13 protein-coding genes are annotated in these 19,158 nt (G+C 30.8%); 9 read left to right on the forward strand and 4 right to left on the reverse strand.

Annotated features, from left to right (window positions below):
• Positions 1 to 45: 45 nt before the first annotated feature.
• The gene (locus ACWXVT_RS01170) at positions 46 to 915 is read left to right on the forward strand and encodes a Cof-type HAD-IIB family hydrolase (protein ID WP_455967732.1); all 870 of its coding nucleotides are present in this window, start codon (positions 46 to 48) and stop codon (positions 913 to 915) included.
• A gap of 168 nt (positions 916 to 1,083) precedes the next feature.
• Here ACWXVT_RS01170 and ACWXVT_RS01175 read toward each other — a convergent pair whose 3' ends face one another.
• Both ACWXVT_RS01175 and ACWXVT_RS01180 read right to left on the reverse strand, forming a co-directional pair.
• Positions 1,084 to 2,448: a phosphotransferase gene (locus tag ACWXVT_RS01175; protein ID WP_455967734.1), complete on the reverse strand. Its 1,365-nt coding sequence runs from the start codon at positions 2,446 to 2,448 to the stop codon at positions 1,084 to 1,086.
• A 101-nt stretch (positions 2,449 to 2,549) separates the two neighbouring features.
• Entirely contained in the window at positions 2,550 to 3,848 is a 1,299-nt protein-coding gene (locus ACWXVT_RS01180; RefSeq protein ID WP_455967735.1) for a CNNM domain-containing protein, read from the reverse strand.
• Between the two features lie 205 nt (positions 3,849 to 4,053).
• Between ACWXVT_RS01180 and ACWXVT_RS01185 the strand changes: the two genes are divergently transcribed.
• From ACWXVT_RS01185 to ACWXVT_RS01200, 4 genes are all read left to right on the forward strand, one after another.
• Positions 4,054 to 6,006 carry a ribonuclease J gene (locus tag ACWXVT_RS01185; RefSeq protein WP_455967736.1) on the forward strand — a complete coding sequence of 651 codons (1,953 nt, stop codon included), beginning with the start codon at positions 4,054 to 4,056 and terminating at the stop codon, positions 6,004 to 6,006.
• A 96-nt stretch (positions 6,007 to 6,102) separates the two neighbouring features.
• A complete protein-coding gene (locus ACWXVT_RS01190) occupies positions 6,103 to 7,677 on the forward strand; it encodes a M28 family metallopeptidase (protein ID WP_455967738.1) in 1,575 nt (524 codons plus the stop codon).
• 310 nt (positions 7,678 to 7,987) lie between these two features.
• Positions 7,988 to 11,860, forward strand: a complete 3,873-nt coding sequence (locus ACWXVT_RS01195; protein ID WP_455967739.1) for a hypothetical protein — start codon at positions 7,988 to 7,990, stop codon at positions 11,858 to 11,860.
• A 17-nt stretch (positions 11,861 to 11,877) separates the two neighbouring features.
• Positions 11,878 to 12,630 (forward strand): hypothetical protein, encoded by a 753-nt coding sequence (locus tag ACWXVT_RS01200; protein WP_455967741.1) that lies wholly within the window; start codon positions 11,878 to 11,880, stop codon positions 12,628 to 12,630.
• A 137-nt stretch (positions 12,631 to 12,767) separates the two neighbouring features.
• Here ACWXVT_RS01200 and ACWXVT_RS01205 read toward each other — a convergent pair whose 3' ends face one another.
• Positions 12,768 to 13,961 (reverse strand): phosphopentomutase, encoded by a 1,194-nt coding sequence (locus ACWXVT_RS01205; RefSeq protein WP_455967743.1) that lies wholly within the window; start codon positions 13,959 to 13,961, stop codon positions 12,768 to 12,770.
• A gap of 111 nt (positions 13,962 to 14,072) precedes the next feature.
• On the opposite strand from ACWXVT_RS01205, the gene pyk reads away from it, so the two are divergent.
• On the forward strand, positions 14,073 to 15,455 hold the full coding sequence (pyk, locus tag ACWXVT_RS01210; protein ID WP_455967745.1) for a pyruvate kinase: 1,383 nt from the start codon (positions 14,073 to 14,075) through the stop codon (positions 15,453 to 15,455).
• A gap of 200 nt (positions 15,456 to 15,655) precedes the next feature.
• Here pyk and ACWXVT_RS01215 read toward each other — a convergent pair whose 3' ends face one another.
• Positions 15,656 to 16,024, reverse strand: coding sequence for a YigZ family protein (locus tag ACWXVT_RS01215; protein WP_438341373.1), 369 nt, complete (start codon positions 16,022 to 16,024; stop codon positions 15,656 to 15,658).
• Positions 16,025 to 16,077: 53 nt separating this feature from the next.
• Here ACWXVT_RS01215 and ACWXVT_RS01220 point away from each other — a divergent pair, with 53 nt between their 5' ends.
• The 3 genes from ACWXVT_RS01220 to ACWXVT_RS01230 all read left to right on the forward strand — a co-directional run bounded on the left by ACWXVT_RS01220 (position 16,078) and on the right by ACWXVT_RS01230 (position 19,058).
• A complete protein-coding gene (locus ACWXVT_RS01220) occupies positions 16,078 to 16,983 on the forward strand; it encodes an RluA family pseudouridine synthase (RefSeq protein WP_455967747.1) in 906 nt (301 codons plus the stop codon).
• Positions 16,984 to 17,058: 75 nt separating this feature from the next.
• Complete coding sequence (locus ACWXVT_RS01225) at positions 17,059 to 18,003, forward strand: hypothetical protein (protein WP_455967749.1); 945 nt, start codon at positions 17,059 to 17,061, stop codon at positions 18,001 to 18,003.
• On the forward strand, positions 18,003 to 19,058 hold the full coding sequence (locus ACWXVT_RS01230; protein ID WP_455967750.1) for a hypothetical protein: 1,056 nt from the start codon (positions 18,003 to 18,005) through the stop codon (positions 19,056 to 19,058). Before ACWXVT_RS01225 ends, ACWXVT_RS01230 begins: the two co-directional genes overlap by 1 nt.
• The last annotated feature ends 100 nt before the right edge of the window (positions 19,059 to 19,158 follow it).

The raw sequence follows: 19,158 nt of genomic DNA on the forward strand, positions 1-19,158 counted from the left end.
TTCAACAAATAATGTTATAAAATAACTAATTAGTAAGGAGTAAAAATGAGTAAAATTATCAAACCAGTTATTTTTAGCGACATGGATGGAACTTTATATGGCAAAGATTTTGTAATAAGTAAGGATACAAAACAAGATATTAATTTTGCAATTCATAGCTCGGAAGAAAACCTTAACCCAGGAGACTTCAATCTGGCAACAGGAAATCCTTATTTTGAACGGGTAGCAGAAGTGTGCCAACAATTAGGAGTAAGGTTTGCAATATGTTCATCCGGAGCGCAGATTTTTGATGTTCAAAATCAAGAATTTGTGTCTGAAAGATACATAGATGTTGATAAAGTAAAACGAATTATCAATGTTATTAAAGAAAATAAGTGACCTACAACTTTTTTTAATTCTAACAAGTATTATTACTTGAATATATCGGATAATAATTTTCTTGATTATGTTACTGATTTTCACTTTACTAATAAAGAACAAAAAAGTATCATTTCAGAGTATAAAGATGAATCGCTAGAAGAGATTGTTAAAATTGAAATTTGAGCCGAAAGCGCTCAAGAACGTAACCAAATTGCTGAGTTATTGAGACCTATTTCTGAAGATGTAGTTGTTGGTAATTTTGTAGTAGAAGTAACACCAAATAATGTTTCAAAAGCTAGTGGTATTGAGTTTTTACAAAGCACCATTTATACGCAACATTCATTTGAAGATTTTATGGCTGTAGGCGACAGTGGAAACGATGTATCTATGCTTTCATTATGTGGTTTTTCTTATGCCATGGCGAATGGTGATAGTAAGATTAAAAAACTTGCTCATTTTCACACATCATCAGTTGAACAAAACGGACTTGGTGAAGCAATTATTGATTACTTGTACCGTTTTGATAACATAGTTAAAAAATTCTTACTCCACTAAAATAAAGCAATTTGACATCTGTAAGAGAATATTTTCTCTTGCTTTTTTTATATAAAAAATGCAGTTTTACTTAATGTTTGACGCATAAAACACTCTTTTCGGGAAAATTACAAGTCGTTAAGACAATATAAAAATCTACTCAGCCATTGACTGAGTAGTCTGCAATTTTTATTTTAAATATTCTTTATATTTATTTATATTGTTGATATTAACACACAAATTGAATTCATCATTGATATCAAGAGATCACAATAAACCGTAGAAATTAACTAAACATTTCAATCGATAGTATTCACTTCAATCAGTTACTTCTTCATAACAAGACAGTAAATATTTTTCTTGTTCGTCAGTCAAAAAAGCGTTGCTTGAAAAATATGCAAGGTCGAAATATTTTGTGTTAAAACACACATATTCTAAATCAATAAATTTTATTATTTCATCTTTTGTATAAATAATGTTTAAAGGATTTAGATCATTGTGGCTTACAACATTGCTATCAAGTAAATGAAAATTTTCTAATAATTTTTTCTTTAAGTTTTCATCTAATTCTTCAATTTTGGGATGATAATGATACTCGTGAAACCAAGTTTCAACCCTATCTGACACATTGTTATGTTCAACATTGATATTCGAGTAATGCATTTGTTTTAAAGCTAAGGCTATCTTTTTCAATATCGTTGGACTGCTAATTTCAAAGATGGTATTTTTTATGAAATCACGAACTACAATTTTGTCATCTTCATAGACAACACTTACGTTTCAAGGTTGATTGTTAAAAATCATATGATTGTTAAGATGATTGTATCCGTTGTATTTTTTAAACTGAATGAATTTATCATTTAGAACATAACTTTCGTTTGTTAGTCCGCCTTTTATCTGTTTTAAATTCGCATTGTTTTGTAACAAATTAACATATGTTTGTTTGTAAGCATAAAATCTAAACTGCTCACATAAATACTCGAAATCAGTGAAATATTCTTCACTCATTCCAAAGCTTTCTTTTAAAAGTTCTTTGTCAAAACCATTTTGATACAAACTTAGTACATCAAAAGCTTCATTACATTTGCGCACTCATTCAAAATCCAGTAACACTATTTCATTGTTGTTTGTTAGCAAAATATTTTTGAGCGCAAGGTCACCATGTGATGTAACAAGTGTTTGGTCTTGATATTTTTTAACCAATCTTTTATATTTAGGATCTTCAATGTGATACACATCTCAGTCAAAAGCAGCAACATCAATGTTTTTGGTGTGAAATTGTTTGACTTTTTCAATTACCTTTTGTTGAATTTCAGTTGTTACTCTTACTTTGTCTAGCGTTTTACCTTCATATCATTTTTTTATTAGTATTCCTTCGTTGTAGTACAAAACGTCTTCCAGTTGACTGAAAACTTTGTTTTCATTTTCTCAATTAACAAAATCATTGCTAGGAATTCTTAACTGTACTGTTTGTCCGTTAAATATTGCTTTAAATGTTACATTATGAAAGCCTTGATAGAAAAATTCAATATTGTCTAATTGCCTTTTATTCATGAATTGTTTGAGAATTCCTTGATATTTAGGTGCTATTTGATACTCATTCAATAAATTATCCATGTAATAATTTTAACAACAAAAAAGTTGCTGCCGCAACTTTATAAAATGTATACCTCTATCAATCCTGGACTCTTTTCACTCTTTGATGTTTCCAATACTTTGAAGCTTACGTATTCTTCTCATTCATATCTATCATTTTTTCTAAGCTTGTGTTCTAATTTTGTTTCTAGTCACTGTTCTAATGAAAGATTCAGTTCATCATCCGACATTTCGTTGTCAATTTCCAATTGTTTGAACAGTTGTTTCATTGTGATGTTTGCTTTAGCTCGAGAACGCTGTAAAGAAATTTCATAAATGTCTTCATCGTTGTCATACTCATCATATATTTCTCCAACTAATTCTTCCAAGATATCTTCTATTGTGATGATTCCTATCACTTCACTTGATGAATTGTTGGCAGTAACAAAGGCCATTTGTGCTCTATTTAGACGCATTTTTTCAAGCGCACTTGACAGCGACATGTTAGCAGTAACATTAGGCACTATTTTTAGATAATTAATTACTTTTCCACTTTTTTTATTGAAAATATCTTTTAAGTGAACAATTCCAATTAATTCACCATTTTTAACTACTGGTAAACGTGAATACTGAGTTTCTGCAAATAATTCAAAAGCATCAACAAGTGAAGCACTTGATTTGATAGTTTGTACGTTTTTCAGTCTGATGTAGTGAGTCGAAACTTTAGTTGAATCCAAGTCAAGTGCTTTTTGAGTAAGAATTGATTCTTTAGTTTCTAAAACCCCTTCCTCGCTGGCAATATCTAAAATAGATTTAATTTCTTCTTCTGAATTTGTTATCAGTGCTTTTTTACCGATTTTAGAAATTAAGAAAGTTAGTGGATAAGAAATGATGTATAAAAATTCAATGAAATAACAGAATATTTTTAAGTATCCAATAGGGTGTGATTTAGCAACAATTTTTGGTGTTATTTCACTAAAAACGACAATTAATGGGGTCATAACAGCAGTAGAAATTACTGGAATTAAGTTATTACCTGCCCCCATTCATATTCCTAAAATGAATGAGGTTAGTGTTGAGGCGCCAATGTTAACAGCATTGTTAAATAATAACAAGGTACTCAATGTTTGGTTGAATTTATGATAGTGTTTTTGAATAATTTTTGCACCACGCACTTTCTTTTCCACTAACATATTAACTTTTGCTAAATTCAGTGATGTATAAGAAGTTTCTGCTCCTGAAATAATCCCTGAAATAGTCAACAATAATAACAAAATAACAAATAAAACGATTTGGATTGGTGTGGCAATAGTAGTACTTGTAGTAACACTTGTACTATTTGCTAAATTTACCAAAATCTGCTGGGAGTCTTCTAACATATATTTTCCTTTTTATATATAAATGTACTTAAAATTTTACTAAATTTCCTTTTAAATGTTTGAAGATAACTTACAAGAGATCCCACAATGATTTAAAGAAGCAAAAACTATGGGAAGAAAAATGCTTTTGAGTTATAATTGTATAAGTTTTTATTTTGAAAAATACTATAGATTCGCAAAAATAATGGACATTTAGGAGAAAAAAATGACACCGACTAAATTATGAGGGCTAGGTGGAATGCAAGAGATTGGAAAATCCACTTTAGCAATCGAACATGAAGATGTAATTTTCATTCTTGATTCAGGAATTAAATTCCATGATTCTTTCACTACAGGAATAAAGGGTTCAATTCCTGACTATACATATTTACACGATAACAACAAAAAAGTTCAAGGACTTTTCATTACCCATGGACATGAAGATCACATTGGGGGAGTTCCTTACTTAGTACAGCAAGTAGACGTTAAAAGAATTTTTGCACCAAGAATAGCTATTCAATACTTAAAACTAAAATTTAAAGATTTAAAACTAAAAGTAAACGTTGAATTCATTGAACTTACCGCAGATTTTGAATTAAAAATAGGCAATGTCAAAGTTGATACTTGAACAGCACAACACTCAATTCCAGATGCTTTCGGAATAAGATTTACTACCCCAAATGGTTCAATAATGTGTACTGGAGATTTCAGAATTGATTACACACCTATTGGTAATTTAACTGATTTCACTAAGCTGCATAAAATGGGTGCAGAAGGGCTAGACATTTTACTAAGTGACTCAACAAATGCAATGCGTCCAAATCACTCACCAAGTGAAAAAGACATTTTAAAAGACATTGAAGAGCATATGTTAAATGCAAAGAAAAAAATTATCGTTACTGCATTTGCTTCAAACCTAACAAGAATAAAAGCAATTATTGAATTAGGTTCGAAAATGAACAAAAAGGTTGTTGCTTTTGGACGCTCAATGGTTCAGGGTATTGATATCGGACGGCGTTTAGGTTATATAAATGCTCCTGATGAAGTTTTTATTGATAAAAAGAATATTTCGAAATATGATGATAATGAATTGTTGATTTTAACAACTGGATCACAAGGTGAAGAAATGGCAGGGCTTGCTAAAATGTCTTACCAAAAACACCCCCAAGTTACTATTAAAAATGGTGATGTAATTATTTTCTCTTCTTCACCAATTCCTGGAAATCGTTCAAAAATCGAGCTTTTGGTCAACCGTTTATATAAACTAGGAGCAATTATTAAAGAAAATGGTCCAGATGGTTACCTACATACATCAGGGCATGCTTACAAAGATGAACATAAAACCATTTTCAATATTGTCAAACCCAAATACTTTATGCCTTACCATGGTGAGTATCGGATGAGTGTAGTACATGGTCACACTGCTATTGAATGTGGAGTTAAGCCAGAAAATGTTGTAGTTGCTAAATTGGGTGAAGTTTATGAACTAGTTAATCATGAACTAAAACTAAGTGACCAACGCATTTATACTGGTCCTGTGTTTATTGATGGTGAAGTTGTTTCAAAAGTTAACACTCAAATTTTAAAAGAAAGAATGGAATTGGCAGCTAACGGATTTGTGCATGTGATTTTAGCTATTAATAAAGAAAAAAATATTATTTTAGGGCGTCCAAGAGTTGTGTCTCGTGGAGCTTTCTATGTTAAAAACTCTGCTGATTTAATTGAAGAAAGTAAAAGGTTAGTTCACAGTGCTGTTTTATACACAATTAGAAACAAAAAAGACTGAACTGTGCCTGAAATTAAACAGTTGATAAAAGATCGTTTGGAACCATTCTTCTACAAAGAAAAACGTCGTAATGTAGTGGTAATTTCAACAATTTTAATAGCTGATGAAACTGTAATGAAAGAAACGAAAAGTCCCGCTAAAAAACAAAGTAGTAAAAAAAGAGTTGAAGAAAAAATTGCTGTCAAAGCTAAAAGTTTAGAAAAAAAAGTGAAATTAGAAACCGTTAAACCGAGAACCAAAAAGCAATTAGCTATTAACCAAGAAACTCAAGACTCAAAAGCATCAACAAAAATTGAGTTGAAAAACCAAAAACCAAAAACCACGAGAAGACCACGCAAAACAAATCAACCAAACACCACTAAAATTGAAAAAAGTACTCAGGAACAGGCATAATTTGACCTGTTCCTTTACTTTTTATTTCTCTTGTTTATAATTTAATTAGGACACTTTTTAAAAGTTTGTCTAATAAACAAAATTTGTAAGGAAGAAATGAAAAAAACACATAAAATGATACTTTCAGGTTTGGCACTTGCGAGTATTTTAAGCCCACTTTCAGCAGTCATGCTGTCTTGCCAAAACATTGAAAAAAGTAAGGATGGTGTTGATATCAATAAATTTGTTACAACTAAAATTTTCAATGATCTTTTAGAACAAACTAAAGGACGTTGAGCTGGAAACAAAAGCAACATTACAAACTACAACAGTGAAACGTTTGCAATTGATCAAGAGCAGTTGACAAATAAAAACTTGAAAAGGTTGTATCCTTTGGGTGCTGATGTAAAAGAAGATAAAAACTATGGTAGTTTGCACGCTTATGAATACATCAAGCAACAAGTTATTAATCTAGGATACACTGACCATACTCCAGAATTTTCATACCCAAATCAAAGCGTAATTTCAGTTTCTAAAGATGAATCAACAAGCAAAGAAGTTGCAACTTGAACATTAGGTCAAGATACAAGTGAATCGCAACTATCTGACAAAACTTGAATTGTTTACAACAACTCTTTAGAGCAAAGAAATAGATATCATGATTTAATGAAAAAAGATGGATTAGTTTCACAAGGTTTCTTGTTCCACACTTCAAAGACATATAACAACCTTGGAACAAATCTTATTGTAACAGTTAACCCAAGTTCTAAAAACTTTGAAGCAGGAACTGAACCAAAAGATTTCTATATTGCTTCACACTATGACTCAACAGCTCAAGGACCTAACAAGAGTTCTTGAGGAGCGACTGATAATGCAACTTCAGTTGCAGTAAATTTAGCGCTTCTGAAATATTACTCAGATGAAAAAAATCGTGAAGACTTAGGAGTTAGATTGCACTTTGTTTTTGTCGATGCTGAGGAATTAGGAAAACTAGGTTCTTATGCATTTGTTAAACAATTTTTAAGTAGTTCAGATAACAACAAAAATAGTATGAAAGATAATTCCGTTGGAATGATAAATCTTGATACTGTTGCCGGTGGAGATGTATTGTATGTTCACTCACCAGATGCTAAAATGTTTTACTCAAATACAGATAGCACAATTAGAGATCAATTACATGCCATTTCAAGAGCAAAAAGCTTACTCGCTAATAGACCAGATTATCTATTAGAAATTCACCCATACTACACTGCAGGTGAATATAAACCAGGACAGACTGGTGATTGATCTGATCATGCTCCGTTTTGTACTGAAGTAGTTATCCCTGTCGCCTACATAGAAGCAACAAACTTCGCTATTAAATCAAATTATGGTTCTTTTGATGGATATTCGCAAGTAACTAATCCGAAAGCCTGAATTACTAAAGACGGAAAGAACATTGAGCTAGTAAAAAGTAAATTAAATGGTTCAATAGTTGATGTTTATGATCTACCAGAAGGAATAAAAAGAGAAGATATGGTAGTTGCTGGTAACATTTGACACTCAGACTTAGACCGTTTAGACTGAGTTCAAGCAAACATTGGTAACAAACTATACGAGCAAATGAATGTTGTTTATGAACTATTGATTGACTACTTTAAAATCATTAGTGTTAAAGATAATGAAGGTAAGGTTGTCAACTTACTAATTTAGCACCAAAATCACTCATGCTACTGACAAAAAATTAGTTAGTCAGCACTGAGTGTTTTTTTTTTTTTTTTAAAAAAAAGTTTCTTGTTCAAATTAATTGAAAGTTATTGTTTTGAGGATTTTTTTGACTTTTGCGTTTAAAAGTTTGTGCAAAAAATCGAGAATAAAAACAAAAAGACTTATTTATGAGAACAAAAAGGACTAAAAAAAAGGCCATATTGCAACTTTTTTGCACCAATTTGTTTTTTTTTTTTTTTTTTGATATACTTCAAAAACTTTTTTACACATCATTTCTAAAAGTCTAAGGAATTTAATGAAGAAAACTAAAAAAATGGCAATCATCCTATCGGTACTAAGCACACTAGTTATAGGAGGTTCTGTCGCTTATGTGATAGCATCACGTTCGCATCAAAAAACAAGTGCTTTAAACACAGAAAATTTAGATAAAACATTGCAAGAAGTTGCAATCTTTTTAACTGAAAATAACTCTAACAATGAATATCAAGAATTAAATCAAAAATATGAATCAGTAATCCAATCAAAGAATAGTTATACAAATCAAAGTCAGATTGAAAAAGATAACAATGATTTAACAGACTTACTAGCCAAGGCAAAAGAGAATCTAGCCTACAGAACAGAGCTAAAAGAAAAACAAAAGCAAACAGTTTTGCAACCTATTGAAGAAAACACAAAAGTAGTGACTGAAATTGACAATTTCATAAAAGATAATCAAAACAATCTTTCAGAAGAAGAAAAACAACAGCTAACTGATTTCATAACAAAAAATAAAAATGACATAGAAAAAGCCAGCGAAAATAATGACGCTGGCAAAATTCAGGAATTAACTAAAGAATTAAACGATAGATTATCCAATGTTAAGTTACAAGTGACTCAAAATAAAGAAGTTGCTAAAGAACAATCACGCAGTAAATCATTAAAAGCAAACGAATTGATTGAAAAATTAGATGAAAATCAAAAAGAACAATATTCTAACTCTATTGAGTCAAATACAGCTTCTGACAATGATAATTTAAAGACTATTATTGAAAAAAATAAAGATTTAGACAAAATTATCAATGACATTAACAATCAAATTATTGAAAATACTCAAACAAAAGAAGCAAACGATGCTTCTCAACAACAAGCAAAAAATTTATTAGAGTCATTATCTAACAACACTGATGTTGATACTCATTCACTAAAACAAAAACTACAAGAAGCTATCGAAAAAAATAATAGTGATTTTGTTAACTCGTCAACTACTGAAAATAAAAAACAAGCTACTAACAATTTAAACGCTGAGATTGAAAAAATTCAAAAAGAATTTGAAAGCTTGAAACATCGAAAAGCTGTTGATGATGCAAACAAACTTATTGATTCATTGAGTAATTCTGATACAGACTCAAATCTAAAGAATAAATTACAAGATATATTGAAAAATAATTCAGTTGCAAGCAATGGTTCAACAAGTAATTTAGAAGACATAACCAAGAAAATTAATAAAGCAATCGAAGAAATTAAAAACATTCAAAACCAAGAGTTACAAGAAGCTAAAAACAATTTAGAAAAGTCACTAGATAAGGCTCAAGAAACGCTTAAATTTTTAGAAGAACTTAATAACCAAAAACCAAGTAACGCACTGAGTGAAAACATCGAAAAACTGAAGAAAGCCTTGCAAGATCAAAACACAGTTGATGCAAAGAACAAGCAATCACTAACAACACTAAACAATGCTATTAATCAAGCTGTTGAAGATGCTAATAACGAAGTCAAAGACTTGCAACAACTAGCAAAATCTAACTATGATAAGCTCCTAACTAGCGTTAAAGAGTTAAGAAAAAATAGCACTGATGAAAATTTAAATGCATACCTAGACAAAGTAATTGAAGACAATTCAAATCTAAATAACCCAACTACATTGACATACAACAAGGCTATTGAAAATCTAGAAAATGCTAGTGCTAGAGCACAACAAGCTAAAGACTTTAATACTGAAAAAGACACCATTTTAGACTGAATTGATGCGAATAGCTCTAGTGTTGATCCTAAACTTATAACTGACCTAAAAGACAGATTAAAAGACATTAGTAAAAATTTTGATAACAATTTCAATAACCAAAACTCAAAAGCTAGTGATTTAAGTAATCAGGTTCAAGCATTAAAAGATGCACTTAACAAAGCAAAACTTGAGAACAAAAAGAATGAGCTGGATGATCTACAGTCAAAAGTAAACAATGAGTTAAAAGATAATGATAATGATCCAAAAATCAAAGCAATAAAAGACGAGTATGACAAGCTGTTAGAAAAAGTGAGAAATTTAAACACTGAGTCACAAATAAGTGATGAAACAGTTAAACAACTTGAAGAAACTACTGACAAATTAAAACAACAATTAGCCAAAAGTTTAGAACAACAAAAAGGTAGTGATCTGATTGCAAAAGCTCAACAACTACTTGATGGCAATAGTAGTCTAAATCAACCAAAAGCAAAAGAAGAACTAAGTCAAAAATTAGGTACTTTAAAACAAAAAATCGAAAACAACGAAATTAGTCAGGAAGACTTAGGAAAAGCAATTGAAGATCTTAATAAAGCCATTGATGATGCACAAAAAACTAACAGTGACTTAAATTTAAAAGACAAGATTGAAGAAACAAACAAAGTATTAGAAAATCTTCCTGAAGAATATAAAACAAAACTAAAAGAAAAAATAAAAGAAGTACAAAATGGTACAAAACTTGAAGATTTAGATAAAGATCAAATTGATAAGTTATTAAATGATTTAGATCAAAGTCTTAACAAAGCAAAAGTTGATAATAGTAAAGAAATTCTTGACAAAGAGTTAGAAAAAATCAACCAGCTGACTGAAAATAACACAGAATTAAATCAAAAAGCGAAAGAATTAGCAGACAAAGCTAAAAAAATGGCTTCACAAGATAGTATAAGCGATGCTGAAATTAAAAAGTTGGAAGAGGAAATAAAAGAATTAGATCACGACATTGATAAGCAAAAAGGCAAAGAACTAATCAAAGATATTGAAGACTTTGTCAACAGCCCTTCAAGTAACCAAAATCCTAAGAATGAAATGACTAAATTGCTAGATGAAGCAAAAAATTCTATTGAAAGTAGTAAAACTTCTCCTGAAGAATTGAAACAAAAACTTCAAGATTTAAAAAATGCATATACTAATGCTCAAAATGAGAATGCCAATATAAATCTAAAACAAAAAATTAGCGATGTTGAAGCGTGACTAAACACAAATTCTGTTGAAAACAATCGTTTAGTAAATAGTCCTTCTAATTCTTCTGGAATTCTAAAATCTTCACTAACTAGCTTAAACAACGCCCTATCGGATGCAAAGTTTAAAAGCAATTCGAACGAACTTAATAAAGATGACTTTGACACAATAACAGAAGATTTAGATGCTAAATTAAAGAGAGTAAGACTTGCAAAAATTACTGAAAGCATTAATGTAGAGAACAATGCTTCATTGAATAAATATGTAGAAAAAGCGAAACAACAAGGTTACTTGACTGAAGTATCTTCAATTTCAGAAAATTCAAAACAATTATTAAATGAAGCGCAAATAGATACATCACAAGTAGTAAATTTGGAAAACCGTTTGGACGCATATAACTTGAATATTGCTAAAGAAGGAATGAAATATTACTTAAATAAAGTACAAAATTTCGCAAATCAACCTTCGACAATGCAAGAAATTAAGTCAAAAGCTAATGCTTTGGTGCAAGAGTTAAACGATGCAATTGGTAAAGAAAATATCAATGTAAGTGAAGCTAAACAGTGAATAGGTGATGCAGATGCAAGACTAAATAATCTTGAAGATGAAAATAAGAACATATTAAAAAATAAGATAACTAACCTAGAAACTCAGGTAAGTAGCTGATTATCACAAAACGCTGCACAACAAAACTTAACAACAACACAAAAAGCACTCAAAGATCAGCTAAATTCTACTCAGTCTGCTAAGAACTCTAATTCAGCAGCAACAATGTTTGAATCACACCAAAATTTAAGTGAGAAATTTGAAGCAGCTAAGATTGAACTTATTAAAAACAATGCTACACTAGTAAAAACTAATTTGGAAACAACATTAAGCGAAACTAATTCGTTACTGGAAAAAGTTAATAATGATTTTGCGTCTCAAGATATACCAGAAAAACAAATCTAGCAAATATTAGAAATGAAGTGACTCAAGCAATAAGTGAAGCAAGTTACTTAATTAACTCAGATTCGCCTTCAAAAGAAAAAGTTGATGTACTAACAGCAAAAGCTAAAAATTTTGCAAATTCTAAACTAAAAGAAGAACAAAGATTAAACAATCGTTTATCGTTAAAAAACACTATTGCAAGTATAGATGGCCCAAATGATCCTAAACTGACTGAATTTGTAAACAATATGTCATCTAAATATACTGAAAAGCTAAATGATCCAAATATGCCTTTAAGCGAATTAAAAGACATAGCTAATAAGCTGAATAATATTAATAATATAGTTTCTGCTAAGAATACATACAATAAACAAGCTAATGCCATTTTATATTATGCAAATAAATATCCTGGTGCTGCTTATGTATCTGATGTTAAATGAATGTTAGCAAAATATAATCCTATGGCTAATGAACAACTAAGAGAAGACGGAAACCCTGGACTCATTTGATCGTACAAGAGCAAATTTTTCCATGCCTTGCCTGCTATAAATTGAGCGAATAAAGAGGGATTCTGAGTAGCAGACGCTTTATTATGAGAGCTAAGACAAAATGGATCACCATATACACAAGAATTAATTGAAGCCATTGAAAATGCAAACCACTTAGATGGAAAAGATATAAATGAAACTAATGTCAAAGAACCGGTAAACAAATTGCAAAGAGAAATCGAAAGAATCAGACAATTAGAACAAAAGCGACAGGAAAAATTGAAAACCAGCAAGCAAAGCTAGATAGCAAAAACATTCAAAAAAACAAATAAACTCTTTTTTACTCCACTAATGTGGAGTTTTTTTATGCTTTTGGCCAGTTTATAACTCTAAACAAGACACAAAAAAAGACAAGAAATTCTTGCCTTTCATTATGGAAATTAGATCAGTTGGTCAAAAATGTCTTCACCGGTTTCTAGTAATGGACAATCAAAGTTACGAGCAACAATGTTTCCGGCTGTTCCTAAACCCATCAGTGGTTGTTTGAAAGCATGTGGTTTTGTGAAAGATTTCGAAAATACTGTCAGTGGTAACGCTTCACGTGTATGATCACTTCCTGGTCAAGTAGGATCATTTCCATGGTCTGAAGTCATAATTAATAAGTCACCTTCTCGCATTGCATTTATTAGTTTTGTTAGTTTAATGTCAAGACGTGAAATGTTTTCACTGTATCCAATAGGATTGCGACGGTGTCCGTAGTGGCTATCAAATTGAACTAAGTTGACAAAAACAAATTGATTAGTCGAATCAGAAGAAGCAATGTCGATAGCGATATCCATATTTTCATCGTCACTTGCAGGTCCATAAATTGTTTGGATTCCTACTCCTGAAAAAATATCTTTAATTTTTCCAACTCCAATAGTTTCAACACCTTTTGCTTGTAAATCCTCTAGTAAAGTCCTCTTCGGTGGCACGTTAGCGTAGTCGTGGCGGTTAAATGTACGAGTAAAGTCACCATTTTGTCCGATGTATGGGCGGCTAATGACTCTTGCTACATTTCATTCTGGTCTAGATGAACAAATTTCTCTTGCTTTTTTAGCATATTCATTTAGTTTGTCTAGTCCTAATGCTTCTTCGTGCCCACAAATTTGCAATGTTGAGTCAGCTGATGTATAAACAATAATCTCTCCAGTTTCCATTGATCTTTGACCTAATTCTTTTAAAATTACTGTTCCACTTTCTGCTCTGTTACCAATAAGCTTACGATTATCTCAAGCTTTTGATAACGCTTCTAGCATTTCTTTTGGAAATCCATTTTCAAGAAACTGAGGACTTGGGGTTTTAGTCAAAATTCCCATCATTTCTCAGTGTCCTGTCAGTGTATCTTTTCCATTTGAAAGTTCATGGATTCTTCCAACATATGCTAGCGGTTTTTTATTTCTTGGCACGTGTCCTGCCATTTTTGCAACTTCAGTAATTCCTAGTTTATATCATGTAGGAATTTTGTAAGGTAAGACTTCTGAGGCGTGTAAAAATGAGTTAGCCCCCTTGTCTCCAAATTCTTCTTGACGTGGTTCAGGACCAATTCCTAGTCCATCAGTTACCAACATAAATATACGTTTAAATTTAGGCATTTTATCTCCTTTGTACTCCTTAATTTTATTACACATTTTTCACAATTATGATATATGGGGTAAAATTTTAATACTAAGCAAAAAGAATGAAATAAGGAGAAATTAAAGACAATGCAAAAAACCAAAATTGTAGCCACAATTGGCCCTTCAAGTGATAATTTAGAAACCATGAAATCGCTGCTTTCAAATGGTATAACTTGTGTCAGAGCAAACTTTAGCCATGGAAGCGGACAAGACCACAAACACAAATTTGATTTAGCTCGTCAAGCAAGTGATGAGTTAGGAGTCAACGTATCTTTAATGCTTGATACTAAAGGTCCTGAAATCAGAATAGGAAAAATGTTAGATGATATTCAACCTATTCAAAAAGATCAAACATTGGAACTTGTGTGTGACCCTAGTCAATACAAAGAAATGGTAGGAAACAGTCAAAGAGTTTGTGTCTCTTATGAAATGCATAAAGACTTAAAAGTGGGTGACACAGTTCTATTAGATGATGGTAAATTACAAACTAAAGTAATTAAAATTGAAAATAGTTCAGTATTTGTCAAAGCAAATAATAGCCACAATCTAAAAACTAACAAGAGAATCAACATTCCTGGAGTTGAATTTTCACTACCATTTATGTCACAAAAAGATCGTGATGACGTCTTATTTGGTATTGAGTATGGTGTTGACATTATCGCTGCAAGTTTTGTTAATAATAAAGAAAACTTGATTGAACTAAGAAATTACATGCACAAACATGGTGGAGATAATATTCAAATTTGTTCAAAAATTGAGTCTCAAAGTGGAGTTAACAACATCGATGAAATAATTGAACACAGTGATTCAATCATGGTTGCACGTGGAGACTTAGGATTAGAAATTCCTTTTTACGAAGTTCCTAGAGTTGAAAAAATGATTATTAAAAAATGTTTAAAAGCGAAAAAACCAGTTATTGTTGCTACTCAGATGCTAGACTCAATGGAAAAAAATCCATTACCTACAAGAGCTGAAGTAACAGATATTTATTGAGCTAATGAACTGGGTGCAGATTCAACAATGTTAAGTGGCGAAACTGCAAGTGGAAACTTTCCATTAGAAGCAGTGAAAGTAATGCATAAAGTAAATCAAACAGCAAATGAAGATATTTTGCACTGTCCTACTAAATTCAAAAATTACATTACTAAAATCTTTAACTATGCTGATGAATCTGAAAAATGAGCTTATGATATGGCTCTAGAACTATTTAACGATGAAAGTAAATACCTTGTTGTTTTCTTACAAAACGATATTAACAAGCTTAAAACCTTAGCTAAATATCGTCCAAAACAAGAAATGATTGTTTTTGTAAATGATGAAAAACTTAAAACAAGATTCGGAATTGATTACAACATCAACATTCAAAAACAACTTCTTTCGTACGATGAGTTCAAAAAGTCAGGATTTTCTTCAGAAAAACTAAAAAATTCAATTTTTACTGAAAAAAATAGCAAAATTTTAACTTTTTAGTTCTATAATGGTTTTATAAAAAAACAAATTAAGGAGCTAATATGGGATCATGCTGTAAAGAAAAAACAGCTTGCAAATGCAAATGTGAAAACAAAGAAACCCAATGCAATTGCAAAGTTGACCAAAAATGTAGCTGCAAAGAAAAATGCAACTGCTAATTGTAGTGAAATAGACAGGTTCTTGCCTGTCTATTTTTCTAATTACTTTTGTGTGTTTAAAAAAGTTTCAATTTCTTCTTTGGCAGCTTTAATATAAGCTCCTGGCAATTTTGAGCGACCTAACAATTTTCCACCAAAGTAACGAACAACAAAAACTGCCAAGTTTTCAACATTTTTAAGCTGTAATAAATTCAATAAAGGCAATCCTGCTGAGTTTTTTGGTTCGCCATCATCAAAACCTTTTTCGCTCATTGAACCATCATTGTTTTTAATTCGATATGCATAACAAACGTGACGACAACGTTTGTGTTCTTTATACAGTTGTGCATAATAGTTGTGAATTTGGTTTTCGTTACTAACAGAATAAACATATGCCAAAAAACGAGATTTTTTTATTTCAATTTCATACATACTCAATCTTTTTAATTATAAAGAAATCAACTTGCTAATTGTATAATTGAAGAATGTTAAAAATTGAAGTTAAATACAGCGACAGAATAGACAAATACATTACAAATAATAGTGAAATTACGCGTAACGATGCGCAAGCTTTAATCAATGAAGGTGCAGTTAGCGTCGATGGTCAAAAAGTGAACAAAAATAAATTCATTGTCAATGAAGGACAAGTAATTGAGATTGAAAAATTGATTGATAAACAGGTAAAAATTGAGCCCCAAAATATTGGGATCAATATTGTTTATGAAGATGACAAATTGTTAGTTATTAATAAAAAAAGTGGGATGGTAACTCACCCCGCACCAGGAAATTACAAAGATACTTTAGTTAATGCTTTAATGTATCATTTCAAAAATAATTTGAGTAATGAAAATGGTTTAAACCGCCTTGGGATTGTACACCGTTTAGATAAAGATACAAGTGGACTTTTGTTAGTTGCTAAGGATAATGAAACTCACCGTTTTTTAGCAAAACAACTAAAAGATCACAAAATAAATCGCCGTTATCTTGCGATTGTCGATGGAATTATTGAAAATAAAATCACAAATATTGATTTACCTATTGGAAGAGATCCTAAAAATCGCCAAAAAATGGCTGTAACCAAAATTAATTCCAAAGAAGCACAAACAAAAGTAACTGTTTTGGACTATGTGAAAATCAAAGATAAAGATAAAACTCTTATTGAATGTGAGCTAAAAACTGGAAGAACACACCAAATTAGAGTTCACCTTTCTTACATCGGACACCCAGTTTATGGTGATCCTGTTTATGGAAAGGATGTAGATGATTTCAAACAAAGATTACATGCCTACAAAATAAGCTTTACTCATCCTAATGGCAACTACATGGAATTTGAAATTGAAATGCCTTGAAAAATGGATAAAGATATTCGCTTAAAAGGATATGATCAGTAATTTAGCAATTTAAGCCTTAGAGTGCTAAATGTGCTATAATTTTATTAATTGATAGGGGGTAAAATGTTTCCACTAATGCCGAAACCACCAACCAAAGAAGAATTGATGCGTGATGAAAAAGCAAAATTCAGACCTTGATTCATTTGAACAGGGATATTGCTATTCTTCTTCTTAGCTTCGACCATTGCCAACTTTGTAATTTCAATCATTCGCAGAAATTTCTATGTAACTGCTTTTGTTAGTCTATTAAGACAAGCGAATGCTGATGCTGACCAAAGTAGAATAACTGCTACTGCAGTTCAAGAAGCAAATGTAATTATTATTTACCAAACTGTATTTTTATTAGTTACCTTAGCTCTATCAACAATATTTGTAATCAACTTTTTTAGAGCTTTAAAAGATAAGGATTATGGCAAATTTAATCCAACAATGATTAGCTATTCAATCCTAGTTATAGGTTTCATTTTCTTTAGTCAGTACTCAATGTATTCACGTTTACAGACTTTGGGATCACAAGACTGAGTAGCCATTATTTCAATTTGCGAAATTATTTACTTTGTTGCTTGATGAATATTCTTCTGAAGAAAATGTCTGAATGTGATTCGTCAATTCAAAATGTATGAATTATGACAAAAACAACAAGAACTACAAGAAACTATGTTGCAAGGAATGAAAAATCAAAATGGACAATTCCCATTTTTCCCATTTGCACCGTCACAAGACAATGGAGAATCTAAACAACCACAATTTGAAAATAACACTGAACCACACACAGTTGCTACTGAAAATAATATGTCAGTAACAATGGATGAAAAAGAAAAAGAAATTTTTGACAAATACCCACAAGTGAAAGATTCAAAATATTGATCTTCATTAAAATCATTAACACGTGAGCAAATGCTAACAATGGCTCACCGCTTAAATATTTTTGAACCAGAAAATTTGTCAGATCTAGAATTAAAAGCAAAAATTACTATGATTTACATTGAAAAAGAAACAACAAAAAGCGAGGCTAACTAATGCTGTTTTTAAGTGAAGAAACTGCTAATACAACTCAAGAAGTAGCAACTAAAGAAAACAATAACAATTTAGCACAATTAGTAGTAGTTTTAGCATTGATAATTTCTGCTTGAATGGCATTTAAAATTGTGTCGTATTTTAAAAAAAGCTTGCAAATTTATCAAGCTGTACAAGGTGAAAAATTAAGAATAAAACACACATATGGACTAAAGAAAAACTTTAATATGTGAGTTTCTCCTGTTATAGCTTTTGCATTATTATTAGCAATTTTCATAGCAGGAATTGTGTTCTTGGCAATCGAATTGACCAAAAAGGAGCATAATTCAACATTATTAATTCTTTATAGTGTGTGAGCAGTAGTTTCAGTTGGAATAATTCTGGCCACTTCGCTATCAATGTTATTAATTTATAGAAAAGTGTACAGTTCTGAACTTTACCAAAATAAAAATTGATCTTCAATATTGAAGGGCGACTTAACAAGAGCATATGGTAATAATGAATATGTTGAAATTACTTTAGATGAAGAAGGGTTGAAAACTAAAAATTCAATGCTTTACAAAGCTCTTAGTCAAAGAATAGATCAATATAGATTGCTAGGTTCTAAATCTGTTCTAGAACAGTACAAAACAGTATTAGACATCAATTTTGTCGCAGAGTATTTACCACACTATGTTTCTGAATACACACTTTATGGAAATGTATTTAACACAGCAAGTGTCGATGACGAACAAAACATAGAGCCGTCAACACAAGATCCAAGCATTAGAGAACAAATCGCGTGAATGAATGCAATTGACAATAAATTTAGTGCTAAGAAAGATTTTGAACAATCAAAAGCAAATTTAGTGTCTGAGCAACCAAGATCGTCGCAAACAAGAAAAATTCAAAAAGCTAATCTTTATTTCATTAATACCAATGAATTTATGTGACTATCGTCAGAACCGTTTACAAAAATTAACGTTTTAGTAAATAATGAAAGACAAGCATTAAGAGTGCATGAATTACTAAAATTAATTAGTACTAATGCTTGAATTAAACTTAAAAACAATCTTTAATTTCTAAGGCAAACTAGCTAGTCTGGTTTGCTTTTAATTTAGCCCAAAAACAAAATAAAAAATTTTTTAGCACACCGGTTAAGTTGTTGTATAATTATGA

The sequence above is a fragment of the Mycoplasma sp. 1573 genome (assembly GCF_053851775.1).